We start from the raw sequence: 25,929 nt of genomic DNA, 5'->3' as shown, positions 1-25,929 counted from the left end.
GTAACCATGGAGCATTAACTTTCCAAAGTGAAATGTCCCGACCCATCATAAAAAACGTTTTTTGCTAGATCGAATTGATGAGCTTGCGACTCAAAAAAATGCATCATATACCCAGCAGTATTTAAGAATACCATTAGATCTCCTACCTGCGGCATGCTTTCGAATTTGATTTTTCGAAGTAATATCAATTCTTGCTCTAAACAATAGGCGCCAACAAGATAGCCGAATATCGGCTGTTCATCTTCGGCTTGGTTGGATCGAATATGTATCGGATCTAGTAAAAAATCTGCACTAGAACTTTTCATTTGTGTGCGATTCATTTCTAAACCTACCAATAGATTTCCGGCAGAATCGTGCTTTCTAAAAGCCACACGGGCAACCGTGATACCTGCCTGATCTAACAGTGATCTTCCTGGCTCGATTCGTATTTCAATATCACGATCGCGAAGCAACTGGTGAATTGGCTCTTCATATTTCGGAACATAATGTCCCAAAATGCTCTCTAGGAAATCCCCCTTATGTAATTTGTTATAATATGGATAAACTTTTGCATCGCCGTGTAAGGTTCCTTCAATATTAATTATTCCTAACGGATCGTTTCGATAGGTTAGCTCTGGACGTTTGCCAAGTATCGCTAGCTTAAGTTGATGCTGAAATTCTTGCCATTGGTTTTCATCTTCAAGATAATTAATCAAATATCCGCCACCAATATCGACATGGAATGTTTCGATATCGTGCGCCGCTAAATGGTCAATCAATCCAATACATTCGCCGATGGCGATAGCACGTTCCGAAACCGAATAACCATTCAAATGAAAATGTAATCCGGTGTAAATTAAATTTGTATGCGTCGCTAGGTTGTCCAAAACAAGCGCTTTTGCTTCATCGATGGAAAATCCAAATCGAGAATGCATACGATTTCCATTTACCTCAAATCCTCCTATTCGCAGACTAATATTTGCTTGCAAACGATGTTCTTCGCAAACTTCTTCTAATAAGGATAACTCATCCATGTTATCAATCACAATCGTGACGGCGCTTCGCACAGCGAGATCCAACAGTTGACGAGTTTTAACGGCAGCTGTTGATATGAGTTGGTCAGCACTGATTCCAGCATCTAAGCATTGCTGAAGCTCTTGGTAGCTAGCTGTATCTACGCCTTGTCCTTGTGATGCAGCATGTTTTGCAAATGTCAAACACTTATTTGCCTTGCGCGCAAAATAAATGCGATGCTTCAAATCATATTTTCGAAAAACACCCTCATATTCAATGATATTCTCCTCGAAAGGTACTAGCGATTGGATGTTGACTGGTGATCCATGATCTTGAATGGTTCCATGCAACGCAGCAGGTATTTGTACGAGATCTTGAATCCAAGTATGCTTGATTGCTGTTAATGGTAAATGATCAGTATCAGTCATTATATGCGTAAAGTCCATGTATAGTCGGATTAATTAATTGCAACATGGCGTCTGCCCAAGGACTCGCCAAATTATTGCGTACTCGCGATAATGAATCATTATCGAATAATATGCCCTCAGTAGGTGTGCCGTAAAAATACAACGGAATATCGATTTCAGATCCGCTTATATTCGCTTTTCCATCTTGGCTAATGTCCATACACCCAGGTTCGTAATTTCCATTTCTGTAAGCTGTAATAAGTTGTTCGTCGCCAAGATTGCGATAAAGCGAAGTATTTGTTTGCCCTGGCTTACTTCGTGCAATGCGTCCGTCGATGAGATACGACAAAGTTTTTCGTGTACTGCTAGTTCCAACGATAAACTCATCTTTCGATTGATCGAACTGCACGGAAGATTGTGGCGGTATGGAAAATTGGATAATGCCTGCCTCTGCCAATGCCAGCATTTTACGCATATTGGCTATGGGTGGTCCAAAACTCGTTCGACAACATGCACTCCATATTTTTTGATCCAAATATTCCTGACTTGCCGGGGTTAAGCCACCAAAATTATATATTCTTCCAATTAATGGTGTTGCTTCGCGCCAAACTGCGGCAGCCGCCATATACGGATCATTTAGTTCGCCAACTTCGGCGCGTTCCACAATATCTGCAATATAGTTAATGGTTTTTACGTGTCTATCAGCGTCACTGGTATCAATTTCGGGAAAAAGCAACTTTTGAAACGTAAATAGCTCGGCTTCTGGTATCGACTGTTGGTACGCTGTTATGATGCTTTCGTTTTTAGTTTGCAACAATGTACCGTAATAGGCAAATTGAATTTCTTTCTCAATTATTGGGTAGACCTCGTGTTGGAAATCTATTTGTCGATCGGATCTCTCGTCTACTAAAGTGAGCAGATCATCTACTGTGGTATTCCGCAGTTGGTAGCGACGCGTGCCAAAAATGGCATCGCGAGGTTGAATAGGAAGGTTGCTTCGGCTGAATGGATAAATCATCGGTTCTTTTCCCGAAGCTTGATACTTGCCATTATCATCGAATACACCGCCTCTACCTTCTGTGAGCTGCAAACAAATGTCAACCCAGGTTAATCCCAATCCGAGCACGCCCACTGAAGCCTTTGTAGGGATGGTGTCTAAATGATGTACTGGATATGCGCTTGGGAAATATTTATCGGTTATTTCACCAACAAAAGGTGGCGTATTTTGGTAACAGTGCCCAGTAGTCATTAATACGTAGTCCAACTCCATAGTTATTGGGGTATTCGCGAATCCTACTAGAAAATGATTCTCGTATTTAATGGCTTTTACCTCTTCAACAATGAGATTTAACGTAGTTTCATTTGGGATCGAAGATAGGATTTGTTTTAACACATCCTGTAAATAACATCCTACCAAGGCTCTAGAAGCAAAATCAGTAGGTGCTACATCCACATCCGTAATATTGTGTTTTTTGATCCAATCCGTGAGTGAAAGCTGTTCATTGACCGCATTGTTCACTTCATCCCTCAACCAAGCGTCAATATTTCCGATACAATAGTTGATCAAAAGGTTGTCCGGCTGACTGACCTGATAATTGTTGCCACTCCCAAAATCTGACGTTTGGTTGAACCAAATGATTTGTATGGGAGTCTTATTTCTCGATTCGTTGATATTGTTCAATAGCCTTTCCAACGCATAAAGACCTTTTGGTCCGCCACCAATAATTCCTATACGTTTCTCGTCGATATGTTCCTTCCCAATAAAGGCTTTCGCTTCGCAAATGTATTCTTCAATATGATTTTTGGCACCTCTTGCCTCAGTACTTATATGTTGTTGTTTCCAAATCATACGTCGTCCCGGTTATCCTTGAAGTCCTTTTTCCATCAACCATTTATCAGAATAGATGGTATCTAAATAGCGTTCTCCATTATCTGGAATAATTGCAACAATAGTTTCGTTCGACTTAAAATTTGCCTGATATTGTTCAATTGCCATGACTACAGCGCCAGAAGAACCGCCTGCTAAAATGCTTTCCTTTGCCAATAATTTTTTACAGCCCGCTACACAGTCTGCGTCCGAGACATGTATCACACCGTGGACTTGATCAGTTCGTAAAAAATGAGATTTTCTGCTGGCACCCATGCCCGGAATAAGGCGGGCGCTAGGATCATCCTTAAAAATCATACTGCCTTTTGCATCCACCGCCACAATTTTTGTGGTTGCTCCTAAGTTTTCAACAGCATCTGCAAATCCACGTAATGTGCCGCAGGTGCTTGTAGGAATAAATAAATAATCCGGCGCAAATCCCAAATCTTCAACGATCTCCTGAAAGGTTTGCTGGTGCGCAGCAGGATTATCCATGTTATGGTATTGATCTGGCCAAAAGCTGTTTGGAATATCCGCTAACAACTGCTCGACCTTTTTTAATCTTGAATTGAGATAACCTCCATTCCCATCATGTTCATCCACCTTAACAATTTCCGCATGAAATGTTTTCAAGATTTTTTCCGCTAATGGATTGATGTGGGGGTCGGTTACAAGAATTAATTTCAGCCCATAAAAATGGCAAATTCGTGCTAGTCCGATACCCATATTTCCAGATGTGGATTCGATTAAAACGCTATCTGCATTAATTTTTCCGACATCCATGGCATGACGCACGATGTTGTGGGCTGTTCTATCCTTTATGCTTCCGCCGGGGTTAAGCATTTCCATTTTGCCATAAACTGCCGATTGTAGCGTTAGAAAAAGGTTGTTAAAACGAACTAATGGTGTATTACCTATACACGATAGAATATCATTCTTTGGTACTTGTGTAAGTACGTTTGCTTTTACTGCTTGCATTGTGACCTCCCTTGCTTTATCCTTTGATTACATGATCACCACGTCGCGTGCTTAGTAATGATAGTATAATAACAAGTCAAAAGCGCGGAAGTTTTACGTGACCTGTTTGAATTTATACGGCAAAATGCATAAAAAAAGTGCAGACATTATTCATATCTACACTCTTAAAATGATCTATCGATCGATAAGATCTTTTCGACCTATAAGTCGTTCAACCAGCTCTCTACCTCATCTTTGGTTTTGCCAGTCTCTTTCTGCAAACGACCTAACAATTCATCTTCCTTACCTTCTGCGTAAGTCAAATCATCATCAGTCAATTCTCCATATTGTTGTTTTACTTTTCCTTTAAGTTCGTTCCAACGACCTTTCCAAGTTAATTCACTCATGATATCCTCCTTTTTTGTTTAATAGAAGAACACGTAGTCAGGAATTATGTTTTTCAAAAAGAAAAATAAATCTTAATAATGATTTAGATTTTAACCAAGAATCAGCGCGCTTGCGCCCAAAATTGCAGCATCAGATTCATCTAAACCGCTGAAAACGATCTTTACTTTATTGCGGAAAATCGGCAACAAGTTGCGTTCCATGTGCAGTTTTGCAGGATTTAAAATAAAATCTCCAGCACGAATTACTCCGCCAAATAAAAGGATAGCTTCCGGTGATGAAAACATAACAAAGTTTGCTAAAGCTTCGCCTAATTTTTGACCCGTATAGCGAAATACTTCAATCGCAATTGCATCGCCTTTAGAAGCACATTCAAATACTGTCTTTGAATTAATGGCATCTTCTGGGTAATCGTTTAGCATGGATTCCGGAAATTCCGCACGCATTTTTTTTGCCGTAATGGCGATTCCTGTAGCTGATGCATACGCTTCTAAACTACCCTCCGATCCCGTACTCCAATGTTTACGGCCGCCCGGCTTGACGATAGTATGTCCTAACTCTCCAGCAAATCCATCATGCCCGTAAACGAGTTCGCCATTAGCGACAATTCCGCTGCCCACACCAGTACCTAACGTAATCATAATAAAATCGCGCATTCCTTTTGCTGCACCGAAAAGCATCTCGCCACGTGCTGCCGCATTCGCGTCATTTGTAATCAAGCAAGGTACGCCAAATCGGTTCGTAATTAATTCGCTAAATGGAATTACGCCCTTCCAAGGAAGATTTGGTGCATATTCGACCGTTCCAGTATAGAAGTTTCCATTGGGAACGCCCACTCCAATACCAGCTAAAGGATTTCCGTTTAGGTGTTTATTCAACAAAGGCAAAACCTCGTTGTACAGCGCATCGATGAAATCATTTATATCTTTATAGATATTTGTTCGTAAGGTTCCTTTATCCAAAACTTCACCACTACTGCTTACTAATCCAAATTTGGTATTGGTTCCCCCAATATCTATTCCAAGAACGATTGCGTCTGACGGCTGTACTATAGACATTTTATTTAATTAAGTGTTTACTATTATTGAACATCAGTGGCGACTAAGATAATTACTTTGTGTGATTTTTACACACTTGAATGCGGTAAAATTTAGATTGTAGCTTAAAAAGGAACATATCTTGTAGGGAAAAGCATCTTCACTCGCGTTTCTCCGGTGCTTTTTTTCGCAATTATCTTTGCCACCAAACGATTTAGTCTTCATTTATGCACGTTGACGAATTTATCTGCGAAGTAATTGCTACAACTCTTCAGACGTTCGTTTTCTAGAAATTTTGCGGTCTTAAACTAATAAAGAAGGTTATTTGCGTTTAATGAGTAGAAAAGCTATATTTGCAGTCCATTCACGGATAGGTGTCAGAGTGGTCGAATGAGCAGACCTGGAAAGTCTGTATACGGGATGACCGTATCGAGGGTTCGAATCCCTCCCTCTCCGCATATTAATAATAAAACCCACTGAAAATCAGCGGGTTTTATTAATGATAATATTTATTAGGGCTACACCTGAAGCTTCAGCAAGCTTGTTCTCCACAATAGTAAATCAATACGTTAATTTCAAACCTACTTATTAACGTTTAAATCAATTAAAACTTATCGGTATAACTCTAATTATCTCCGTTCACCGTCTAATTAAAAGCTATTCTAACATCATTTCTAAAGCTATAATACTCAATTTAGCAAAATCCTTCTCAAATGATTTTGGAGACTTAAATATTCCCTGAGCAGTTAATATTAGCTTTGTGAGCTTATCCGCGTCCGGTACTTTATGGCAATATGATTCCAACAATTGTTGAACCATATCACGATCGACCTGTTCTAAATTTCTCGTTACAACGTTAACCGAAAGGAACGTAGTAATAAGATCATGGTGTTTATTTGACATATACAAGTTTACGTATAAATGTTTAAACATCATTCCTTTTAAAGTGAATTTTATATAATTTATATTTGCCTGCTTTAAAATGTCCCGATGAAAAGATCGTTAAATCTAATTGTATTTGTAGGCTTTTTGTGTTAACGCTATATGACAACATCATGATGGTAACAAAAGAAAGAAGCTACGGTTGCGGTAGCTTCTTTCTTTTGTGTTTCTATGAGCAGCAGGTGATCTAAAATTGATGCTCGTAAAGCCTCTTACTTATACAACAAACCAAAATCTTGCTTGTTATAAATCTCTTTTAATTGCTCTTGAGTTAGTTTAAAAATCTTTTCATACAATTTTGCTCCGTGACTGATTCTCTTCACTCCTAGCGAAGTTAGGGTCGCGTAATCGGTAATGTTTGGCGTAGCGAAAACGTTTAGCGGAAGTGAAATAGATTCCACCACTTTTTTAATATCTTCTTGCTTTTCAATAACGGGCAAAAAGATGCCGTCTGCGCCGGATTCTTCGTATAATTTGGCGCGCTTAATTGATTCATCTAACGCATCCGCGTGTTTTGTTGTGTACGTGTCGGCACGAGCGTTGATGAAAATATTGGTTACCGCTTTTATCGCTTTAATTTTTCTAGCTAATATTTGTGAATCCTCTAAAACGCGTTTACCGTCTTTAACTACACCATCTTCCAAATTTATTCCGACTACACCGACGTCGACCAGTTGCTTAACGTGTGCGGCAACTTCTTCCGGATCGGATGAGTATCCTGCTTCAAAATCTACGGACACCGGAATATCCACTGATTTAACAATCCGTTCAACTACGAACAATATTTCGTCAACACTGATTTGCTGACCATCCTCGTAACCAAGCACATTGGCTATCGCGTGGCTGGAGCTACCCAAGCCTTGAAATCCTGCATCTTGAGCAGCTTTAGCGGTATGGGCATCCCAAACGTTTCCAACAATAAACGGTGTATCTTGCTCGTGCAGCGCCTTAAACTTTTCTACTGACATAATGTGACTATTTTAAGTTTTTAAAAATCGATTTATCCAATTAGTAACCAAACAATAGCTATTGAAAAAGGTTTCGATATTCGGCTATACGTTACTTTAAAGTTATGTTGTTCAGTTAATTAAACGATCTAGTTAATTTCGCACAGATACTATTTCTAACAGCTGTAAAAAACAGCTTATCAACTGACATAATGTTGTCAGTTTCAAGAAATAATTTTGCAATACAAAAAAGAGCTATTTCGATGAATAAGATTAATGAAAAACAAGATGAACAAGGCGCTATTATTCACGCGGTCGCAAAGATTGGTGATGCCATGATCAACCTTTTCGATTCCAAAGAAAACTGGGCGCCCACTCCTACCTTTTTAAATCTGTATGTTTCGGACGTAGAGCAGGCGTACAATAATGCAATCGCTTTCGGCGCAAAATCCGTAACAGATATTACGACACTGTGGTTCGGCGAAAAGGTATGCAGAATCTTGGATCCTTTTGGCAATTTATGGTGGTTGAATGAACGCGTGAAAGAAGTCGATTTTACAAATATGGAAACCGTTCAGCATCGTGCAACAACGCCAGAAGCTATAGCTGGTATCGCCTACATCCAGTCGTCACTGAATGATGCGATGCTTGCACAGAAAGATTTCTTTGAAAGAAAATAATGCCGTTCAATACAAAAGCAGCAATCCATCGGATTGCTGCTTTTTAAAATAAACAAATAAAAATTGCAGGAAGCAAGTTCGCTCCCAACAAACTTAAATCATATCCACGCTGCGCTTCACGAATGAAGTCAAATCAGCACCGGTCAACAAACCTCTAGATAGCAATGCTAAATCGAAAGCTTGTTTTGCCAATTTAGAACCTTCCTCCTCTTCACTATCCAAAATACGTTTGATTAACGGGTGATTTCCGTTTACAGTAACTTTGTATTGATCTGGTAAATCTCCGTAGAAGCCCATTCCGCCTCCACCAGTTTTTGCCATATCTTTCATGCGGCGCATGAACTCGTCAATCGTCACCGATACTGGAAGATCTGAAGCCGATAATGCGTCCACTTCCACTTTCATATCCGTGCGCGCAATTGCTTTCTCGAAAAGTTCTGTTGCTTTTTTGCTTTCATCTTCCGACAAAACCGCTTCAATCTTTTCTTCTTTCTGAATCAATTTATCCGCAACATCGGCATCCACACGTTTCAACTGTACTTTTTCTCCGCCTTTTTGCTCTAAATAGGAAGTGAAATGCGTATCCAAAGGACCATCGAACACCAAAACATCATAACCTTTTGCTTTAGCTCCGCTGATGAAACCATCTTGCTGCGCGGTATCATTGGTGTACAAGTAAACGATGTTTCCATCTTTGTCGACTTGAATATCTTTCACTTTTTCGTAATATTCTTTGATCGTGAAATGTTCGCCATCGGTATTTTTAACCAAGCAGAATTCATTGGCTTTCTCTGCAAATTTATCATCGCTCAACATACCGTATTTGATGAACATGCCGATATCGCTCCATTTTTCTTCAAAACCTTTACGATCGGATTTGTAGATTTCTTGCAATTTGTCAGCCACTTTTTTGGTAATGTATGTATTGATTTTCTTCACATTACCGTCAGCTTGCAAGAACGAACGCGAAACGTTCAACGGAATATCCGGTGAATCAATCACGCCGTGTAATAACATCAAAAATTCAGGAACAATATCTTTTACCTCATCGGTAATGAATACCTGACGAGAGTATAATTTGATTTTGTTGCGTTGAATTTCTAACTCATTTTTGATTTTTGGGAAATACAGAATACCCGTCAAATTAAATGGATAATCTACGTTTAAGTGAATCCAGAACAACGGCTCATCCATCGAATATGGATACAATTCTTTGTAGAACGCCAAATAATCTTCGTCCGTCAACTCCGAAGGAGATTTCGTCCAAGCTGGATTGGTATTATTGATAAAATTATCAACTTCTACCGTTTTGTATTTCGGTTTACCTTCCTCATCTTCGCCGTCCGGCTCACTAGTTGATTTCGTTCCGAAACGAACAGGAACGGGTAAGAATTTAGCGTATTTGTTTAGTATTTCTTCTAAACGATTTTTGCTTAAAAACTCCTCAGAATCTGCATTTACATGCAAAATCACATCCGTACCACGTTGTGTACGGTTACCTTCCGCAATTTCGTAGGATGTACTTCCGTCGCAGGTCCAATGTGCTGGTTCTGCTCCATCTTGATAGGATAAAGATTGAATTTCCACGCGATCTGCCACCATAAATGCAGAATAGAAACCTAAACCGAAACGACCGATAATTTCGTTAGCATCGTTTGCTTCTTTAAATTTCTCCATAAATTCGGTAGCACCGGAGAATGCGATTTGATTGATGTATTTTTTGATCTCATCGGCGGTCATCCCTAAACCGTTATCGGAAATCGTAATGGTTTTAGCTGCTTCATCAAATTTTACGTCCACTGTCAATTCGCCAACTTCTCCGTTGAACTGTCCTAAAGACGACAAACGTTTAATTTTTTGTGAAGCATCTACCGCGTTGGAAACCAATTCGCGAAGAAAAATTTCATTATCAGAATATAAGAACTTTTTGATTACCGGGAAAATATTCTCGGTGTGGATGGAAATGGTGCCTTTTTCTGCCATATGTGTATTATGCTTTTGTTTCAAAGATTTATATGAATATTTTGTATCAAGGAACATTCCAAACACGCTATAAAGTCAAGATGACAGCCGAGGACTGAAAAAAATGCAGTCTTTGTGTATTTTTGTTTAAACGGACGATACAAATCGTCAGGTCTTATTACAAACATGTATGCGTTTATTTCGAAAACCCAACTTCATGCAATCCGGCGTTGAGCGCTTAAAAAGTCAGTTAGAAATTGCTCTAGGACAATCGTGCAACGTATACCGCCATCCGTCGAACAATAAGAAACTGCCCAAAGTATTTGTGTTGCTATTTCATAATTATCCAAATAACGGTTATTTAACAGCATACAGCTATGGTCTTTCCGCAAGCATTGGATCAGATAAAACAACAGGTAGAGAATTGGCGATCCAAGTAAAGAGTTCCAACGAAAATTGGGGGCATATTTTAGGTTTTCTGATCAGCCATTTGCGTGAAGATTGTCCATTCGATCCTGGACAGATCATACGTTTTGGACAAAGTATTTCGGAAGATTCTACTATGCAGCATTTTTTAGTGCAAGATGCAGATCATAAAATCGGTCCGGCTTCTTATCAACTCAACAAACGCTTTTCAGTGAATTGGGTACAGTTAATTCCGGTTTATGAGCAGGAACTCGCTTGGATAAATCGGTATGGTTTTACCCTTTTCTTGTCGAAAATCGATCAAGAAAAGGAAGATGTACAGCGTAAAACCATTGATTCCTATAAATAACCCAATATATAATAGATAATAATGAAGGCGATGATGGTGCCAAAACAGCCGAAACCTAATTTTCGGGCGCCCCATCCGGCGATAAGTACTTTGAAGAAATTATTCATACGTTCTTTGTTTTCTAATAGATAAACAAAGAACGTATGTAGTTATCTTTTGTTTGGAAGCTAGTCCGCTGGTTGCAAACTGCGGTAATAGTTCAGCGCTTCCATAATGCTAGATTGATCAGCAAACAAGTTGTATTGGCAATTACCGATACCATCCAAGAAAGCAAAACCTATTTTCTGCGCTTCGTTTTTCTTATCATTTAGCATCAATTGCAATAATTCCGCATCAATTTCAGTCGGCAATACATAATACGAATATATGCTTGTCAGGTAGGAAGTAATTTCTTCTAGGGACGCTGCATCCAACGTTCCATTTCGATGTGATAAGAAGGCTTCACAAACCATCCCGATCGCGATGGCTTCGCCATGCAGCAAGGGATCCTGATCATGCAACATCGAATAGCCTTCCACAGCGTGGCCAATTGTATGTCCAAAATTCAAAATTTTACGAATTCCTTGCTCGGTAGGATCTTGCGTAATGATGTTATTTTTAATGGCAACCGAATCGTGAACAATCTGCATATCTAATTCCGACAAGTCGCTATTCTTACAACGCTCAAACAAATCCTTATCTTGAATCAAACCATGTTTTATAATTTCGGCGAAGCCAGAAAGTAGTTGTCTTTTGTCCAAAGTTTCTAAAAACTGGGAACTAATAAAAACAGCTTTCGGTTGGGTAAATGTACCGATGATATTTTTTACATTGTCCAGATCGATTCCGGTTTTACCGCCTACAGAAGCATCTACTTGAGCAAGCAACGTTGTAGGTATCTGAATAAAATCGATACCACGTTTAAATGTTGAGGCAGCAAAACCACCCATATCGGTAATCACGCCGCCACCTAAATTAATCATCAGCGCTTTACGATCTGCGCCGAAATCCAGCATGGTTTTCCAAATGCCGATACAGTAGTCGATATTTTTATTTTCTTCTCCCGGATCGACCTCAATAATATCGTAATCGACAATTTCCGGCATGGCCGCCTGAAGTATTGGGAGGCAGTGATCATTGGTGTTCAAATCCACCAAAATCAACACATTGGAATATCCACCATTCAAAATAAATGGCTGAAGGCTGGCTAAATCGTCCTCAAAGAAAACCTGATATCCTAAACTCTCTATCTGTTGCATATTATTAAACGCTACTCTATCTTTTTAAACAATTTCGACCATTTGGCCATCAAACTCCACTTTATCACCACGACGCACCTTCAATCTTTTTCTATAATCCACCACCCCGTTATACGTCACCATGCCTTCTTCCACGACATACTGCGCCATCGCGCCGTGCTCCACCCAATTCAGTGCTTTAAGCAATTGAATCATGTGAATAAATTCACCCTCTAACACAAACTTTTGCATAGCCAAAATTAAATAAATAACGAGCATATTCAGCTTTTAATTCAAATTACTTAATTTTGCATAACTAAACACGAAGCAACATTGATGGAAACCTTAAGAGTGCCTGTTACGTTGGATTTTAACGATACGGCAACTGCTTTCAGGACGAAGAGTGACAAGGACCTGAACAAAGCATATTGGTTATTTAAAATGGTATCGAGCAGCGCTCTGATTAAGGTAGGAACCCCCATTACCAACTTTTCACTCAAAATAGGTGTTCCTATACAGGGCATTATTAAAAACACCATCTATAAGCAGTTTTGTGGAGGCGAAAGCATCGAAGATTGCACGCGTTCTATTCGCGAGTTAGGTGAAGGAAATGTGACGACCATTCTGGATTATTCCGTAGAAGGTGAGGAAACGGAAACGAGCTTTGAGCATACCTGCGAGGAGATTGTACGCACGGTTGCCTTTGCCAAGAAAGACCAGCATATTTCGTTTTGTGTATTCAAACCAACGGGATTAGGTCGTTTTGATCTTTTCGCGAAGCGTGATGCTAAGCAAGTGCTGACCGATTTGGAAAAAATCGAATACACGCGTGTTTTGGAACGTTGTGATCGCATTTGTAAAGCTTGTCACGAAGCTGGCATTCCGGTATTAATCGACGGTGAGCATTCTTGGATCCAAGAAACTATTGACGATATCGCTCGCGAAATGATGGAGAAATACAACACGAAAAAACCGATTGTATATAACACCTACCAATTATATCGGCACGATAAATTAGCTTCGCTGAAAGCAGATTTTGCGTATGCGCAAGTCCGCAACTTCCATTTAGGAGCGAAATTGGTGCGTGGTGCATATATGGAGATTGAGCGCGAACGTGCGAAATCGGAAGGCTATCCCTCACCTATTCAACCTGACAAAGCAAGTAGCGATCACGATTATAATGAAGGAATTCGTTTTTGTTTGGATCACATTGATCAAATAGGTTTAATGGCCGGAACTCACAACGAAGAAAGTTCGCGCTTATTAGCCGATGAAATGTTCCGTCGCGATATCCCGACAAACCATCCGAATATTTGGTTTGCACAATTATTGGGTATGTCGGACAACTTATCGTTCAACTTGGCTGCTGCAGGTTATAATGTAGCGAAATACATGCCTTATGGTCCGGTAAAATCAGTAATGCCTTATTTGTTCCGTCGCGCACAAGAAAATACGTCAGTGGGCGGACAGACGAGTCGGGAATTGGGATTAATTATGGCAGAAAAAGAAAGACGTAAGAAAGCGAAAAAAGCTTAATGACGAATTTAGAAAAAACAAAACACTTAACAGCACTATCTGCATCGTATGATGCGTTATTATACGATGTAGATGGCACTTTAGCTGACAATATGCATGCGCATAAAGCTGCTTACGCAGCGGCAGCGAAAAAATATGATATTGATTTAGATACCGATATTATCGATGAAACAGCGGGCTGGCCAACGGTAGCTGTCGCAAAATTGATTTCGGAACGCTACAATAAAACTTTCGATTTTCAAGAATTCGCGACGCTCAAATCTGGTATTTTCCGGTCAGATTATATTCAACAAACACAACCTGTCGAACACGTATTTGAGCATCTGCGTGAGCACGTCGGCAAGAAGAAAATTGGATTAGTTTCTGGTGGAACTCGTTCTACGTTAGAAATCACGTTGGAAGTGATCGGTGCAAACGGATTGTATGAAGTGTTGGTTTGCGCAGGCGACACACCTAACGGAAAACCATCTCCCGAACCATTTTTATTGGCGGCAGAACAATTAGGTGTAGATCCTTCACGCTGTATCGTCTTCGAAGATGGTGATCCTGGTGTTCGCGGCGCCATTGCAGCCGGAATGGGCTGGGTAAGAATTGATCAGCTCGACGAAGTTTAAAAATTCGTAATTATACGGACACCACCGTTCGTATAATTCATATCTGCACGTTTGAAGTTTCCAACAGGAAGTTTTACGTAAGGTTCTATAGAAAGTGAAGGTCCTCGACGAATCTTCACTTCTTTTCCTAAAGACATATTTACAAAACCACCGAAACCATTCGCATCCACATTGCTATTAGCAGATTCTAAGGTTTGCAAAACAGGTTGTACAGCGTTGCGCATTTCTCGTTCGTCACTTGGCAAACCATTAGCATAAGGATTGGCATTCACGTTTTCTATGTAATGCGCAAAGCGTTGCTGATCCAATACCGCTGCATAAGAAACACCAACTCCAGCATAAACACCTTTATAGAACGAATACTTAGCTTCGATAGGAATATCGATTGTGCGAACCATACCGCTCACTGAATTGACATGCGGAATCAATGGCATGCGCATCGCTAAGGCATTGGAAAATGTCGGCATATCCGCTTGAATTGGACGTTCAGGTGCAGCAGCAACTTCCATCGAAGCTGCCTGCATAGGATCTCGCAACGCGCCAACTTCATATTGGTGAAATGTAGCTCCCGTTCTTACACTCAATTGTTTCGTTACGTTATAAGCCAACATTAATCCCCCACCGAAATTCATTTTCTGATCGGTTGCAGATGGCGCTACCACCACTCCTAAATCAAACTTATCGCGCAGGCGGAAACGCTTACTTTCGCCAACAACCTCTTTTCTTTGCGTCAAAGCGACATCATCTTGCGTCGAGAAAACAGATGGCAATTGTTGGTTACTCATCAAGATCGATGAATTATCCGAAGGATCATTTTCGACGATACTCAAGTTTGCTTTGGGGAACTGCATATTTCCAGCGAACAACTCATTATTTGTTTGAAGCTGCCCCGAAATACCCGACAAATACGCGAATCGACTATCTAAACCGGACAAAAGGTCACGGGTGTTGCCGCTTTGTTGCTGTCTCTGCGCAAAAATCTGCATAGGCAATGCGTCATTTGGTTCTACATGATCAGCCACATTTGGCTGCAAGCCGTCATACGATTCGATAGAAGTAGTCGAATCTGTATTCTCAACAGATTGTTCGTTGTTGGATGCAACAGATAAATCCTTCGAGGGCTCCGTCGATGGATTATTTTGCCACCAAAAGATAGCTACACACATCAAACACGCTGCTGCGGCCGCTCCTATCCACCAAACCTTAGTTGGTTTGGCAGCAGTCGGCTGCAAACGCGTATCGCGAAAGCGCTCCCATGCGCCCGTTTCATACGGAAGGTCAGATTGCTCTTTCAGCTCCTGTATAATGCGTTCAACGATATCCTGATCTTTATTCTCCTTTTTCATTCCCAACTTATACTAGGATTTAATCTGTGCTTTTTCAATGTGTATGCTATATAATGACCGTAACTTTTGCTTGGCTCTTGTCAAGTACGTCCTGGATGTGCTTTCCGGCACGCCCAGCATTTGCCCCACTTCTTCGTGCGAGTAGCCATCAATTTCGTATAGCTGAAAGATGGTTTTTTGAATGGTTGGCAAACCATCCAACAACTTTAAAATATCATTCGCTTCCAAACTTGTCGCCATATTAACCGATAAATTATTGATTTCGCTGCCATCCTCGTCATCGATAAATGCCATCTGCTTTTTCGTGCGTAACATATCAATCGCCGTATTGACCGCTATTCGCGCCATCCACGAGCGAAACGTCTTTTCCAATGCTTCATCGTCTTCGTGTTGCTCAAACACACTCAACTTTCGAAACACTTTTACGAAACTTTCATTAATAATTTCTTCCGCTTCTATATCGATCTTGACATAACGCAAAACGACGGCCTTGATGTACCCGTAAAATTTCTTATAAATAAATGCTTTACTCCGCTCAGAATCTGCCATAACACAGTCATCCAACGCCTTTCTAAGGGTCAGTTGCTTGTCACGCGAGACATATTTCCGTATAATTTCCAAGCGAGCTAAATCGATTCGTTTATATCAAACTTCTTTCACAAACTTTATCTTCCGCCATCGCGCGCTTACTGGTGTTCCTTTTTAGCCATACTCATTTTATGGCTTAAACGATCGAGTAATCCCGTTCGCTACAGCGCAATGAACGGAAAAGTTAGAAAAATTATCTCTTTAAAAATTGATATTTTTTTTCTAAATTTCATAGACTTTTATAAAACCTAATCAAATGAGAACGATCCTATTTCCCACAGACTTCTCCGAATTGGCTGACAATGCCTTTATATACGCGATTCATTTAGCCAAAAGCGTCGGAGCGAAATTGAAGGTTTTGCACAGCTATATGTCGCCAGTTTTTGCATCCATTCATCCCGGGCAGCCGGAAATGTTGGGCGAAATGTATGCGAATTTAGAAAGTTCGGAATATGAAACGTTTCGGAGCAATACACCACATTTGAAAGAAATCGCGGTTCGCGAAGGTTTTCCGGAAGATCAGATTTCATTTTTATTTGAAGAAGGTCCGGTTTCATCTGTGGTGCGCGAGATTACACAACATGAAAAAATCCATTTGATCGTTATGGGGACGCATGGGCAATCCGGATTTCTGGATCGAATTATCGGATCAAACACCGTTTCCGTGATTAATGCTGTGAAAACACCAATCATTGCTGTTCCGCCGCATGCGCGATTTCGTGGAATCTCGAAAGTACTTTTCACAACCTTATTTCGGGAATCCGATCGGACTCCGTTGCGCGAAGCGCTGATTATGGCGAAGGAAGTCGGTGCTGAAACTACTTGCGCACACGTTGCTACCCAAAGCGATCTCACAAATCTAGGTCGTCAGATGGATCAATGGTCGACAGATTTTGATCGTTACGATGTTAACTTTCAATTGTTGGACAAAATAGAAAGCGTTGAACATACGATCACGCATTACATATTGGATAATAACATCGATATGCTGGCGGTCGTAAAAAGAAATCGTGGATTTTTCGACCGACTTTTTAGAGATAGCACCACGCACAACCTAACATTTCACACCAAAGTACCCATCCTCGTCTATCACGAAGAATAGAATGCTAATCGTTGCTATCATATTTTAGAAACAAGGTTGCCTTGAAGGTCTGAGAATTGCTATTAACGAATAGTTCGTGCTTGTCGGCGTAAATCCATTGCAAACGCTTTCTGTAAAATTGGATTAGTTCGTCTTCACCTTGGTTTTCGACATAATGATTGACGCGATTGCTGACTTCGAGCAATAAGCTACCTTCCGAACCGCTGATTCGAATTTTAATGGGGAATTTTTCCATCGAGGCATAGCCGTTTTTTATTGCGTTTTGTATTAAAGGAAACAAAATCAAGGATTGGATTTGAGCATTTTGATCAACCACTTTTGTGTTGAATTGCGCAAAGAAATCTGCTCCTTTAATACTCTGTATCAACTCGACATATTGTCTCAAAACGTCGAGCTCCTGCTCCAACGACCAGTTGCTTTCCGAATTTAGTGCCAACAAATCCTGTTGAAAAGCAGCCAAATCGTTCAGTCGATCCGCAATCGCATAGTCACGCAATAGCAACTTGTCCACCTGTGCGCTTTCAAAACTAATCCTGCTTTCCAGTGCCAATCGTACCAAATCAACCTCGACCTTTGTTCCAAATATTCGATCTATGAATTTTGTCATGCTTTCTCCTTCGCTAATCCAAGTTACTTACACCACCGGAAACTACTAATTTCATTGCATCCGTTGCGGACATATTGAGTTTGGAAACGCGATCTGCTTTTACTACAACCACCTGTCCGGCAAAAGAATAGGAATACGGAAAATAGACGATTACTTCGCCTTCCAAACCAATAGCTTTTAGATTCTTTTGTGTTAAAAAACCGATTTTTTTTAATCCAGTTTCATTTACTTCCACCAACACAGGCTCGTTAAACTTTTTAGCATCACCAACAAAAGCTGCTGTAAAATCTTTAATGGAGGAATACAGCGTATTAAATATAGGGATACGGTTTACCATTCTCGTCATCCATTGCTGGATTGGAACCGTTACGAGCGTAGTAAATACAAATCCTACAAATACTAAAACGATGATCACCGTAACTATACCCATTCCCGGTATATACCTTGGTTCTCCGGTTTCGTCTTCTATAAAGTGCGTCAAGTTGAGCGCATTATCTAAAGTAGCAACTAACCAAAAGATTAAGAAGATAGCGCCGGCAACTGGTAGAACAACTAAAGTTCCTTTAATTAAATAATATAAAAAACGTTGAAAAAACCTACGTAACATATATAAACTACTGATAATAATAAACACGCTTTACGCGCGAAGAAATATTCACTAACAATTCATAAGGAATAACGCCAATTGCTCGTGCAGATTGTTGAATATCGGGAAAAACAATAACTTCGTCACCTTCGGCGACTTTCATATCTGAGACATCTAACATGCACATATCCATACAGATGTTGCCGATCGTTGGAACATACTGACCACGAATCAACATCGTGCCGACACCATTTCCAAAACGACGGTCGTAGCCGTCGGCATATCCAATTTTAACCGTTGCAATCTGCCCATCTTTCTTCAAGACACCTCTCCGATCGTAACCAACAGTTTCTCCTTCTTTCAATGTTTTAATCTGCGTAATGGTGGTTTTCAGCATACTGGTTGCCCAAATATCTAAATTACTATGATGCAAATCAATACCATACAACCCAATACCCAAACGCACCATATCAAAATAAGCTGAGGGCCAACGAACTATACCGGATGTATTACATAGATGCTTGATCACTTTATATCCAAGTTCATGCTCAAGATGTTCAACGCAGCGTTGATATTGGCCGATTTGCGATTGTGTAAATGCATCTTCACTTTGCTTTCCGGAAGCCACTAAATGCGAAAACAAAGAAACCACTTTTACGGTTGTTTCCTCTTTCAAACGCGCTAACAACTCAGGCAGTTCATCCTCCAAAAAACCCAAACGATGCATCCCTGTATCCAATTTGATGTGGATTGGATACTTCTGCAATTCTTGTTGTTTAAGGTATGCATTGAATGCTTCGAAAATCCGGAAGCTATAAATTTCCGGTTCTAAACGATGCGTAACCAAACGATCGAAAGTAGATTCGTCGGGACTCAACACCATAATCGGGAGCGATATTCCACCTTGTCGCAATTCGACGCCTTCGTCGACGAAAGCAACCGTCAGATAATCGACCGCATTATATTGTAGCATATTGGCCACTTCGAAACTACCGCTTCCGTAAGAAAACGCCTTTACCATCGCCATTAACTTCACATCCGCAGGAAGTAACGATCGATAAGCATGTAGATTATGTTCAATTGCATTGAGATTAATCTCCAATACGGTTCCGTGGGATTTCGCCGTCAATCGTTTTACTATAGATTCAAAATGAAACGCTCGTCCACCTTTCACTAAAATTGTTTCATCAGCAAAAGAAAGCGTTGCCCAATGCCGCTCAAGATCATCTACACTAGAGAAAGAAATAGTTTCAAAATCCAGCCCATCGAAAATAGTTGTCGCATTGCCAACCCAAATCAATCGTGTCAAATTAAACACGGAAAGCAGCGTGCGAAGCTTATCGAAATATTTTTCGTCATTTGGCAGTCCCATCACTTCGGATAGAATCAACGTCTTCTTGACGTGCTGTTGTTGACGTTCCAAAAAGTCTAGCGCGATACGCAACGCACCTAAATCATTCGAATAGGAATCATCGATAACGGATGTATTATTGATTCCGCTTTTCAACTGCAAACGCATTTCTACAGCTTCGAGTTGCTTTAATCGTTCTGCAATCACGCTCCAATCATAACCTAAGAAACGCATCACACTGGAACAGGTCAAACAGTTTTCAATAGAAGCTTGATCAATAAAAGGAAGAATCAATCTTTGCTCGACGCTATCTTCCATTAAAAGCACTTCCGTCCAACTACCATTTATTTCAGTACTGACCAACTGCCATTTGTCGCTGGCGCTATTACCCCAAGATAATTGTTGAATACTTTGAGAGCGTAAATCTTCAGGAACATATTTGGAAGGAAAAATAACCGTCTTACTGTCTTGAAAAAGCATGAGCTTCTCATTCAGCTTAACCAATTTACTCGAAAATCCATCTGCGTGAGCTACACCAAGGCTCGTCAACACGCCAATATCTGGCTTTACCATCTCGGCAAGTTTAGCCATCTCGCCTTCCTGACTAATTCCCGCTTCGATAAGCGCGATATCATATTGATCACTGAGCTCCCATAGCGACAAAGAAACGCCCAACTGCGAATTATAACTTTTCGGGCTTTGATACACTTTTTTGTCTTGACAGAGCATTTGATAAAGCCATTCCTTTACAATGGTTTTTCCGTTACTACCTGTAATCCCGATGATCGGGTAATGAAATTGTTTACGATGATAGCTTGCTAAAGTTTGCAATGCTTCCAATACATCGTCCACCCAAAGGAAATTCGCATCTGGATATTGCTTGTAATCTAAGTCTAAATCGGAAACTACAAAACTGCGAATCCCACGATCATACGCAGCTCGAATAAACCGATGGCCGTCACGCGCTGCTTTTAATGCAAAAAACAAAGCGCTGTCACCATGATAGACTTTCCGACTATCATATACCAATTCACTGATCGTCAGCGAAGCCGACGGAAGCATGAACCTTTGCGTGGTAACTATTTGAACGATATCCGAAACTTGATACATGATCTCAACTTTGATAAACGAAGTTCACGATTTTTTCGAACATTTCTATTATTTGGTCAACAATTATAAACGGTTTAAAAAAAATCAAAACTATCGCGCAACCACCGGATTCAAAAACAAAAAAAGGACATTAAAATTGATAGAAAACTAAAAATTTGGATTTAATTTATGAAAATACACCATAAATGGCGCCCAATAAACCTATTTAACAACATGTTCTTATCAAAATAAGTCAAAAACTGATCAATTTTTGATTACAAATACAATAATTAAATATATTTTAACATATATTTGAAATACAATTAACCATTTAAACATTTTTATATGAATTTAACAAAGAAAATTAAATTTTATGGAGTAGCTCTAGTCACATTAGCTATTTCATCGGTTGCTAATGCACAAGATTCAGATGCTACAGCATATTTTGGACTGACAAGCGATCAATTTTTTGGATTCGCACCAAATTTTACGTTGGAATATAAATTGAGTGATAAAATAGGCGTCTCCACCTATGGCATTTTTTGGGGAGCTGGAAGCGCTGCTGCTTGGGGAAACTGGACAGAGTTCGGTGGCGGTCTTAATTTGTATTTAAGCGAAGGCATTACACTAAATCCAAACTTGGGTTTTACTTTTGGCAATCTCTTATCAAAAGGTGCGGCTGATGGCCAATTTGGCGGAATTGCGGGCGACGGTATAGTTCCTAACTTATTCTTCAACGTGGACAAAGAAAAATTTGAAAGTGAAGTTTACGCAGGCTATTATGCGCCACTAACCAACAAAGCGCCAGAAGGTGGTTCTACATTAGCTTATTTACACTATTGGGCAAATGCAGGATATAAAGTAAGTCCGGCATTTTCGTTCGGAGCACATTTTGAACATTTACGCAGAACGAAAGATGATGTGGGCGGAGAATTGGATTACTACCAATGGCTAGGTCCATATGTACAATTCAACGTTCCAAAATTTGCAAGCTTTGTTCGTCTATCGGCGGGTACGGACTTCGTTAAGGATGGAGAGATTGCGAATGATTCGAAATCATTCTACAAATTATCGACAGGATTTTCATTCTAAACACCTACAACCCAACACAAACACGCAACAAAGTACTGCATTCGCGGTACTTTTTTATTTTTTCCTTTGCGCAAACGCATTATTCCTCTATATTTGCATCACCAAAAGCGAAAGTAGCTCAGTTGGTAGAGCACGACCTTGCCAAGGTCGGGGTCGCGAGTTCGAATCTCGTCTTTCGCTCTTAAGTTGCCTAGGTGGTGAAACTGGTAGACACGCAGGACTTAAAATCCTGTTCCTGTTAAAGGAGTGCGGGTTCGATTCCCGCCCTAGGTACAAATCCTTTCATGAAAATGAAGGGATTTCTTGTTTTAAGTAATCTCATCGTGTCTGGGATTTGAAACGCGTCTTTCCGTCAGATTCCTCAAATAAATACATTTAGTTAAACTTGCCTTCCACTTCTACCGAAGAATTTCCAATAACAAAACTTATGCAATCCAAGCAATTTCAAGCGAACGAAGCTTTTTTGGTATTTTATAAATTTGCGTGTAACCTCAAATGTTTTCGATTCGCATCAAATTAAATTACTTCTATCGGTATTACGGTATCGAAATTCACTAAAGAAACCAATTGAATCAGTTTATATCGACATATTACTTACTAGAAACGCAACGGCGTTAATTTATTTGAGATTGAGAATCATCGCTAACGCCTCGTTGCTTATCTTCGCTAGATCGCTGCTAAAACGTCTCTTGTCGGTAAGGGTATTCTTTGCGAATTTCAACAGCGTCTCAATACAATCTGCACTTTTGCTGTAGTGCGCAAAATCATACAAAAACTTCTTTAGAAGTTCACGCTCACTAGAATCGAGTTGGTTGGTAACAGAATTTGTAGATAAATAATCGTCGATGCTTTCTTCAATCTTTTTGATCATAATGTACAAATGTAAGCACCACCATTTCGGTTAGGATATTCTTGCCGAAAATAATTTATTATTGAAGCGATTATACTACAAAGCAGCGCAAATACCGAATTGGGAGGCCAGAAAAAGCGAAAGTCAACCATGCAAATTGACCTTCGCTTTTAAGTTTACTGCAGCGTATAGTTAATATATCCACCATCAACCAGCAATTCGGTTCCTGTGATGAAGCTCGCTTTTTCCGACGCTAGAAAAAGCACTGCATTTGCAACCTCTAAAGGATCACCTAACCGTTTAACCGCGGTTGAGCTGGCAAATTGTTTTTTCGTTTCCTCATCTACCACTGCCTTCTCGAAACCTTCCGTTTTTGTCGGGCCTGGACTGACAATATTTACACGAATTCCTTTTTCTGCCAACTCATTTGCTGCGATCTGTGCTAATTTGTTTACTGCGCCTTTAGTTGCCGAATAGACGCTTGCATAGCTTTGAGCTGTTGTCGCTACAGTTGATGAAGTAAAAATTACAGTGGCTCCTTCTGCTAAAAATGGCATCAATTTCTGCAGTGTGAAATAGTAACCTTTGACGTTAGTATTGAATTGGTAATCAAAATCTTCCTCAGTCATTTGCGCTATTGGAGCGAAAATAGCCACACCAGCGTTAAGGAACAAGATGTCGATCTTTATCCCAGAATTCGAGACGTATTCCTCCAAAACAGCAATCCCCTGAAGGTTGGAAGTGTCAGAAACTAGGGTCCGGAAGTTCTCACTTTCTACTTGTTTCGCTGCTTTCTCCAAATTATCCGTGTTTCTACCTGTTACTAATACTCGGGCACCTTCTTCGATAAATGCTTTGGCTGTTGCAAATCCAATTCCAGTGCTACCGCCAGTTATCACTACATTTTTGTTTTTAAATTCCATGTCTACATTTTTAATTTAACAATGATACAAAAGTAGTACGTGTTGGTTATTTTTAGTAACTTAGTACCGATAAATAACAGTAACATAGAAGTAACTAAGTAACATGAAAACGTGTGAGAACAACTATTTTCAGCAAAAGCATAGTAAGGAAATGCGTGCGGTTCAGGACTCAATGGATGTATTAAATGGCAAGTGGAAAGTCGCCATCTTATCGTCGATTTGTTATTACAACAAACGTCGATTTTCGGAGATCTTAAATGATGTGGAGGGTATCTCTAATCGAATGTTGAGCAAGGAACTCAAAGAATTAGAGGTCAATAAATTAATTATCAGGTCTGTTATGGATACCCAGCCGATTACCGTAATGTATGAACTCACGAAACACGGTAAATCGTTAAAAAATATTATCGAGAGTTTGAGTGACTGGGGAATAGCGCATCGCCGAGTTATAACAGGAAAATAAGGAAAACCTTCTCCATATTACTTGCTACAAACGGGATAAAAAGAATACACCAATTTTATTTTCAATCAGGATTGTATTGAATAAAGTAAAATATTTTATTCTGCAATTTCTTCCGTTCGGAACGGCGCTTCTTCATCAAACTCACCTTCCCATTTTGCAACCACAACAGTAGCAAGGCAGTTCCCTACCACATTGACTGATGTCCGGGCCATATCCATCAATTCATCTATCCCTAAAATGGCAGCAATTACGACGGTAGATAGACCAAATTGATCCGCTGTTGCGATCAAAATAATCAACGAAGCACGAGGTACAGCGGCAACTCCCTTTGATGTAATCATTAGCGTGAAAGCGATCATAAGCTGTTGTCCGATGCTTAAATCCATGTTCGACGCCTGCGCAACAAAGATAGCTGCTAAGGATAGATACAACGATGTGCCATCCAAGTTGAAACTGTAGCCCGTAGGAATTACGAAGGATACAATTTTGCGCGGTACGCCAAAACGCTCCATCGCACTCATCGCTTTGGGTAAGGCAGCGTCCGAACTTGTCGTAGCGAAAGCAATCGAAACGGGCTCTTTTATAGCAAGCAGAAATTGTTTAATCGGAATTTTTAGATAAAGCATTACTGGAAATAAAACCAGTAAAATAAAGAAAATCAACGCTAAATATAATGTAGCCAGAAGCATGAATAGATTTTTTAAAATCTCAACTCCTAAATGTCCCACGGTGTATGCCATTGCTGCACCTACACCGATAGGCGCAAAATACATGATGAGATTCGTAAACTTGAACATTGCCTCCGAAAGGCTTTCTGTAAATTCCACCATCGGCTTTCGCTTCTCCTCTGACACCATAGCTAAACCAATACCGAAAATTACTGCAAATACTACAATCTGCAATACTTTGTTTTCATAAACAGATTTAACGATGTTTTCTGGAAAGGTATCCCTGAAAAACGCAGTAAACTTATACAATCCGTGTGTAGATGGATCGATATGTTCCATAGCGGCAAGATCGGAGGCAGTCATTGTTGAGGTAGATTCTGGCAATTCCTCTTTTGGCATTTTGCTTACATCGATGCCCACCCCTGCCTTCGTTACATTAATTGCCACCAAACCGATAAAAATTGCGCAGGTAGTTGCACAGAAGAAATATAACAATGATTTCCATGCCATCCTGCCTACTTGCTTCAAATCAGAATGTCCGGCAATCCCATAAACCAGTGTAGCAAACAAGATCGGTCCAACAATCGTTTTTACCAACTTAATAAAACCTTGACTTAATGGTTGCAATGCTCGTGCTACGTTCGGAAAGTCTAATCCAATGAAAACACCTAAAGCCATGCAGGTTAGTATCCACGTAGTTAAATTTCTTCTCGTTAACGCATTTACGATCAAGACGATAGCGGTAATCCAACGAACTGCCATCATGCCTACCAGCGGTATGGTCAAAATATCGTATTCGGAAAGTAACGTAAAAATGGAAGCTAATGCTATGGTTATGAGTGTTACAAGAGCAATTTTCGATTTCTGCATGTAAAGTTTGGGTTTAACCTTGTTTCAGCAAAATTAAAAAAATAGCCCGGCAAAC

24 protein-coding genes and 3 tRNA genes are annotated in these 25,929 nt (G+C 40.1%); 10 read left to right on the top strand and 17 right to left on the bottom strand.

Annotated elements, in window-relative coordinates:
• Positions 1-14: 14 nt before the first annotated feature.
• From ACFSQ3_RS09565 to ACFSQ3_RS09545, 5 genes are all read right to left on the bottom strand, one after another.
• Positions 15-1,421 (bottom strand): Y4yA family PLP-dependent enzyme, encoded by a 1,407-nt coding sequence (locus ACFSQ3_RS09565; RefSeq protein WP_380869318.1) that lies wholly within the window; start codon positions 1,419-1,421, stop codon positions 15-17.
• Complete coding sequence (locus ACFSQ3_RS09560) at positions 1,414-3,249, bottom strand: FAD/NAD(P)-binding protein (protein ID WP_380869317.1); 1,836 nt, start codon at positions 3,247-3,249, stop codon at positions 1,414-1,416. Before ACFSQ3_RS09560 ends, ACFSQ3_RS09565 begins: the two co-directional genes overlap by 8 nt.
• Positions 3,250-3,261: 12 nt before the next feature.
• Positions 3,262-4,245, bottom strand: coding sequence for a 2,3-diaminopropionate biosynthesis protein SbnA (gene sbnA / locus ACFSQ3_RS09555; RefSeq protein ID WP_380869316.1), 984 nt, complete (start codon positions 4,243-4,245; stop codon positions 3,262-3,264).
• Positions 4,246-4,445: 200 nt separating this feature from the next.
• Positions 4,446-4,631 (bottom strand): CsbD family protein, encoded by a 186-nt coding sequence (locus ACFSQ3_RS09550; RefSeq protein WP_380869315.1) that lies wholly within the window; start codon positions 4,629-4,631, stop codon positions 4,446-4,448.
• 90 nt (positions 4,632-4,721) lie between these two features.
• Complete coding sequence (locus ACFSQ3_RS09545; RefSeq protein ID WP_380869314.1) at positions 4,722-5,687, bottom strand: ROK family protein; 966 nt, start codon at positions 5,685-5,687, stop codon at positions 4,722-4,724.
• A 347-nt stretch (positions 5,688-6,034) separates the two neighbouring features.
• On the opposite strand from ACFSQ3_RS09545, the gene ACFSQ3_RS09540 reads away from it, so the two are divergent.
• Positions 6,035-6,122 (top strand) — tRNA-Ser (locus ACFSQ3_RS09540).
• A 698-nt stretch (positions 6,123-6,820) separates the two neighbouring features.
• Here ACFSQ3_RS09540 and ACFSQ3_RS09535 read toward each other — a convergent pair.
• Positions 6,821-7,576, bottom strand: coding sequence for an isocitrate lyase/PEP mutase family protein (locus tag ACFSQ3_RS09535; protein ID WP_380869313.1), 756 nt, complete (start codon positions 7,574-7,576; stop codon positions 6,821-6,823).
• A 242-nt stretch (positions 7,577-7,818) separates the two neighbouring features.
• Here ACFSQ3_RS09535 and ACFSQ3_RS09530 point away from each other — a divergent pair, with 242 nt between their 5' ends.
• Positions 7,819-8,235, top strand: coding sequence for a VOC family protein (locus tag ACFSQ3_RS09530; protein ID WP_380869312.1), 417 nt, complete (start codon positions 7,819-7,821; stop codon positions 8,233-8,235).
• A 93-nt stretch (positions 8,236-8,328) separates the two neighbouring features.
• On the opposite strand, the gene htpG is transcribed toward ACFSQ3_RS09530, so the two are convergent.
• Positions 8,329-10,218 carry a molecular chaperone HtpG gene (htpG, locus tag ACFSQ3_RS09525; protein WP_380869311.1) on the bottom strand — a complete coding sequence of 630 codons (1,890 nt, stop codon included), beginning with the start codon at positions 10,216-10,218 and terminating at the stop codon, positions 8,329-8,331.
• A gap of 169 nt (positions 10,219-10,387) precedes the next feature.
• On the opposite strand from htpG, the gene ACFSQ3_RS09520 reads away from it, so the two are divergent.
• Positions 10,388-10,972, top strand: a complete 585-nt coding sequence (locus ACFSQ3_RS09520) for a suppressor of fused domain protein (protein ID WP_380869310.1) — start codon at positions 10,388-10,390, stop codon at positions 10,970-10,972.
• Between the two features lie 167 nt (positions 10,973-11,139).
• Here the strand turns inward: ACFSQ3_RS09520 and aroB are convergent, their stop codons facing one another.
• Both aroB and ACFSQ3_RS09510 read right to left on the bottom strand, forming a co-directional pair.
• A complete protein-coding gene (aroB, locus tag ACFSQ3_RS09515; RefSeq protein ID WP_380869309.1) occupies positions 11,140-12,210 on the bottom strand; it encodes a 3-dehydroquinate synthase in 1,071 nt (356 codons plus the stop codon).
• A 24-nt stretch (positions 12,211-12,234) separates the two neighbouring features.
• Positions 12,235-12,441, bottom strand: coding sequence for an RNA-binding S4 domain-containing protein (locus ACFSQ3_RS09510; protein WP_380869308.1), 207 nt, complete (start codon positions 12,439-12,441; stop codon positions 12,235-12,237).
• An 84-nt stretch (positions 12,442-12,525) separates the two neighbouring features.
• Between ACFSQ3_RS09510 and ACFSQ3_RS09505 the strand changes: the two genes are divergently transcribed.
• A complete protein-coding gene (locus tag ACFSQ3_RS09505; protein WP_380869307.1) occupies positions 12,526-13,725 on the top strand; it encodes a proline dehydrogenase family protein in 1,200 nt (399 codons plus the stop codon).
• A complete protein-coding gene (locus tag ACFSQ3_RS09500) occupies positions 13,725-14,339 on the top strand; it encodes an HAD family hydrolase (RefSeq protein ID WP_380869306.1) in 615 nt (204 codons plus the stop codon). The genes ACFSQ3_RS09505 and ACFSQ3_RS09500 overlap by 1 nt, the downstream gene beginning before the upstream one ends.
• On the opposite strand, the gene ACFSQ3_RS09495 is transcribed toward ACFSQ3_RS09500, so the two are convergent.
• Complete coding sequence (locus ACFSQ3_RS09495) at positions 14,336-15,685, bottom strand: hypothetical protein (RefSeq protein WP_380869305.1); 1,350 nt, start codon at positions 15,683-15,685, stop codon at positions 14,336-14,338. The two genes, ACFSQ3_RS09500 and ACFSQ3_RS09495, sit on opposite strands and share 4 nt — an antisense overlap.
• 12 nt (positions 15,686-15,697) lie before the next feature.
• A complete protein-coding gene (locus tag ACFSQ3_RS09490) occupies positions 15,698-16,234 on the bottom strand; it encodes an RNA polymerase sigma factor (protein WP_380869304.1) in 537 nt (178 codons plus the stop codon).
• 295 nt (positions 16,235-16,529) lie between these two features.
• On the opposite strand from ACFSQ3_RS09490, the gene ACFSQ3_RS09485 reads away from it, so the two are divergent.
• On the top strand, positions 16,530-17,375 hold the full coding sequence (locus tag ACFSQ3_RS09485) for a universal stress protein (protein WP_380869303.1): 846 nt from the start codon (positions 16,530-16,532) through the stop codon (positions 17,373-17,375).
• 4 nt (positions 17,376-17,379) lie between these two features.
• Here the strand turns inward: ACFSQ3_RS09485 and ACFSQ3_RS09480 are convergent, their stop codons facing one another.
• Genes ACFSQ3_RS09480 through ACFSQ3_RS09470 form a run of 3 tightly spaced genes read right to left on the bottom strand, consistent with a single transcriptional unit; the run spans position 17,380 to position 21,029 of the window.
• Positions 17,380-17,982 (bottom strand): hypothetical protein, encoded by a 603-nt coding sequence (locus ACFSQ3_RS09480; protein ID WP_380869302.1) that lies wholly within the window; start codon positions 17,980-17,982, stop codon positions 17,380-17,382.
• Between the two features lie 13 nt (positions 17,983-17,995).
• The gene (locus ACFSQ3_RS09475) at positions 17,996-18,589 is read right to left on the bottom strand and encodes a DUF502 domain-containing protein (protein WP_380869301.1); all 594 of its coding nucleotides are present in this window, start codon (positions 18,587-18,589) and stop codon (positions 17,996-17,998) included.
• Between the two features lie 7 nt (positions 18,590-18,596).
• Complete coding sequence (locus ACFSQ3_RS09470) at positions 18,597-21,029, bottom strand: bifunctional UDP-N-acetylmuramoyl-tripeptide:D-alanyl-D-alanine ligase/alanine racemase (protein WP_380869300.1); 2,433 nt, start codon at positions 21,027-21,029, stop codon at positions 18,597-18,599.
• Between the two features lie 324 nt (positions 21,030-21,353).
• Between ACFSQ3_RS09470 and ACFSQ3_RS09465 the strand changes: the two genes are divergently transcribed.
• The 3 genes from ACFSQ3_RS09465 (at position 21,354) to ACFSQ3_RS09455 (ending at position 22,373) form a co-directional block, all read left to right on the top strand.
• A complete protein-coding gene (locus ACFSQ3_RS09465; RefSeq protein ID WP_380869299.1) occupies positions 21,354-22,100 on the top strand; it encodes a DUF6733 family protein in 747 nt (248 codons plus the stop codon).
• Positions 22,101-22,207: 107 nt separating this feature from the next.
• Positions 22,208-22,280 (top strand) — tRNA-Gly (locus ACFSQ3_RS09460).
• Between the two features lie 8 nt (positions 22,281-22,288).
• A tRNA-Leu gene (locus ACFSQ3_RS09455) sits at positions 22,289-22,373 on the top strand.
• A 346-nt stretch (positions 22,374-22,719) separates the two neighbouring features.
• Here ACFSQ3_RS09455 and ACFSQ3_RS09450 read toward each other — a convergent pair.
• A complete protein-coding gene (locus ACFSQ3_RS09450) occupies positions 22,720-22,971 on the bottom strand; it encodes a hypothetical protein (RefSeq protein ID WP_380869298.1) in 252 nt (83 codons plus the stop codon).
• Between the two features lie 155 nt (positions 22,972-23,126).
• The gene (locus ACFSQ3_RS09445) at positions 23,127-23,873 is read right to left on the bottom strand and encodes an SDR family oxidoreductase (RefSeq protein ID WP_380869297.1); all 747 of its coding nucleotides are present in this window, start codon (positions 23,871-23,873) and stop codon (positions 23,127-23,129) included.
• Positions 23,874-23,976: 103 nt separating this feature from the next.
• Between ACFSQ3_RS09445 and ACFSQ3_RS09440 the strand changes: the two genes are divergently transcribed.
• Positions 23,977-24,336, top strand: a complete 360-nt coding sequence (locus tag ACFSQ3_RS09440; protein WP_380869296.1) for a winged helix-turn-helix transcriptional regulator — start codon at positions 23,977-23,979, stop codon at positions 24,334-24,336.
• A 95-nt stretch (positions 24,337-24,431) separates the two neighbouring features.
• Here ACFSQ3_RS09440 and ACFSQ3_RS09435 read toward each other — a convergent pair whose 3' ends face one another.
• Entirely contained in the window at positions 24,432-25,874 is a 1,443-nt protein-coding gene (locus tag ACFSQ3_RS09435; protein ID WP_380869295.1) for a dicarboxylate/amino acid:cation symporter, read from the bottom strand.
• Positions 25,875-25,929: the final 55 nt, after the last annotated feature.

The sequence above is a fragment of the Sphingobacterium corticis genome (assembly GCF_042684745.1).
Classification (GTDB): Bacteria; Bacteroidota; Bacteroidia; order Sphingobacteriales; family Sphingobacteriaceae; genus Sphingobacterium; species Sphingobacterium corticis.
Note: the sequence above shows the minus strand (reverse complement) of the source record. Positions and strands in the feature narration are given on the sequence as shown.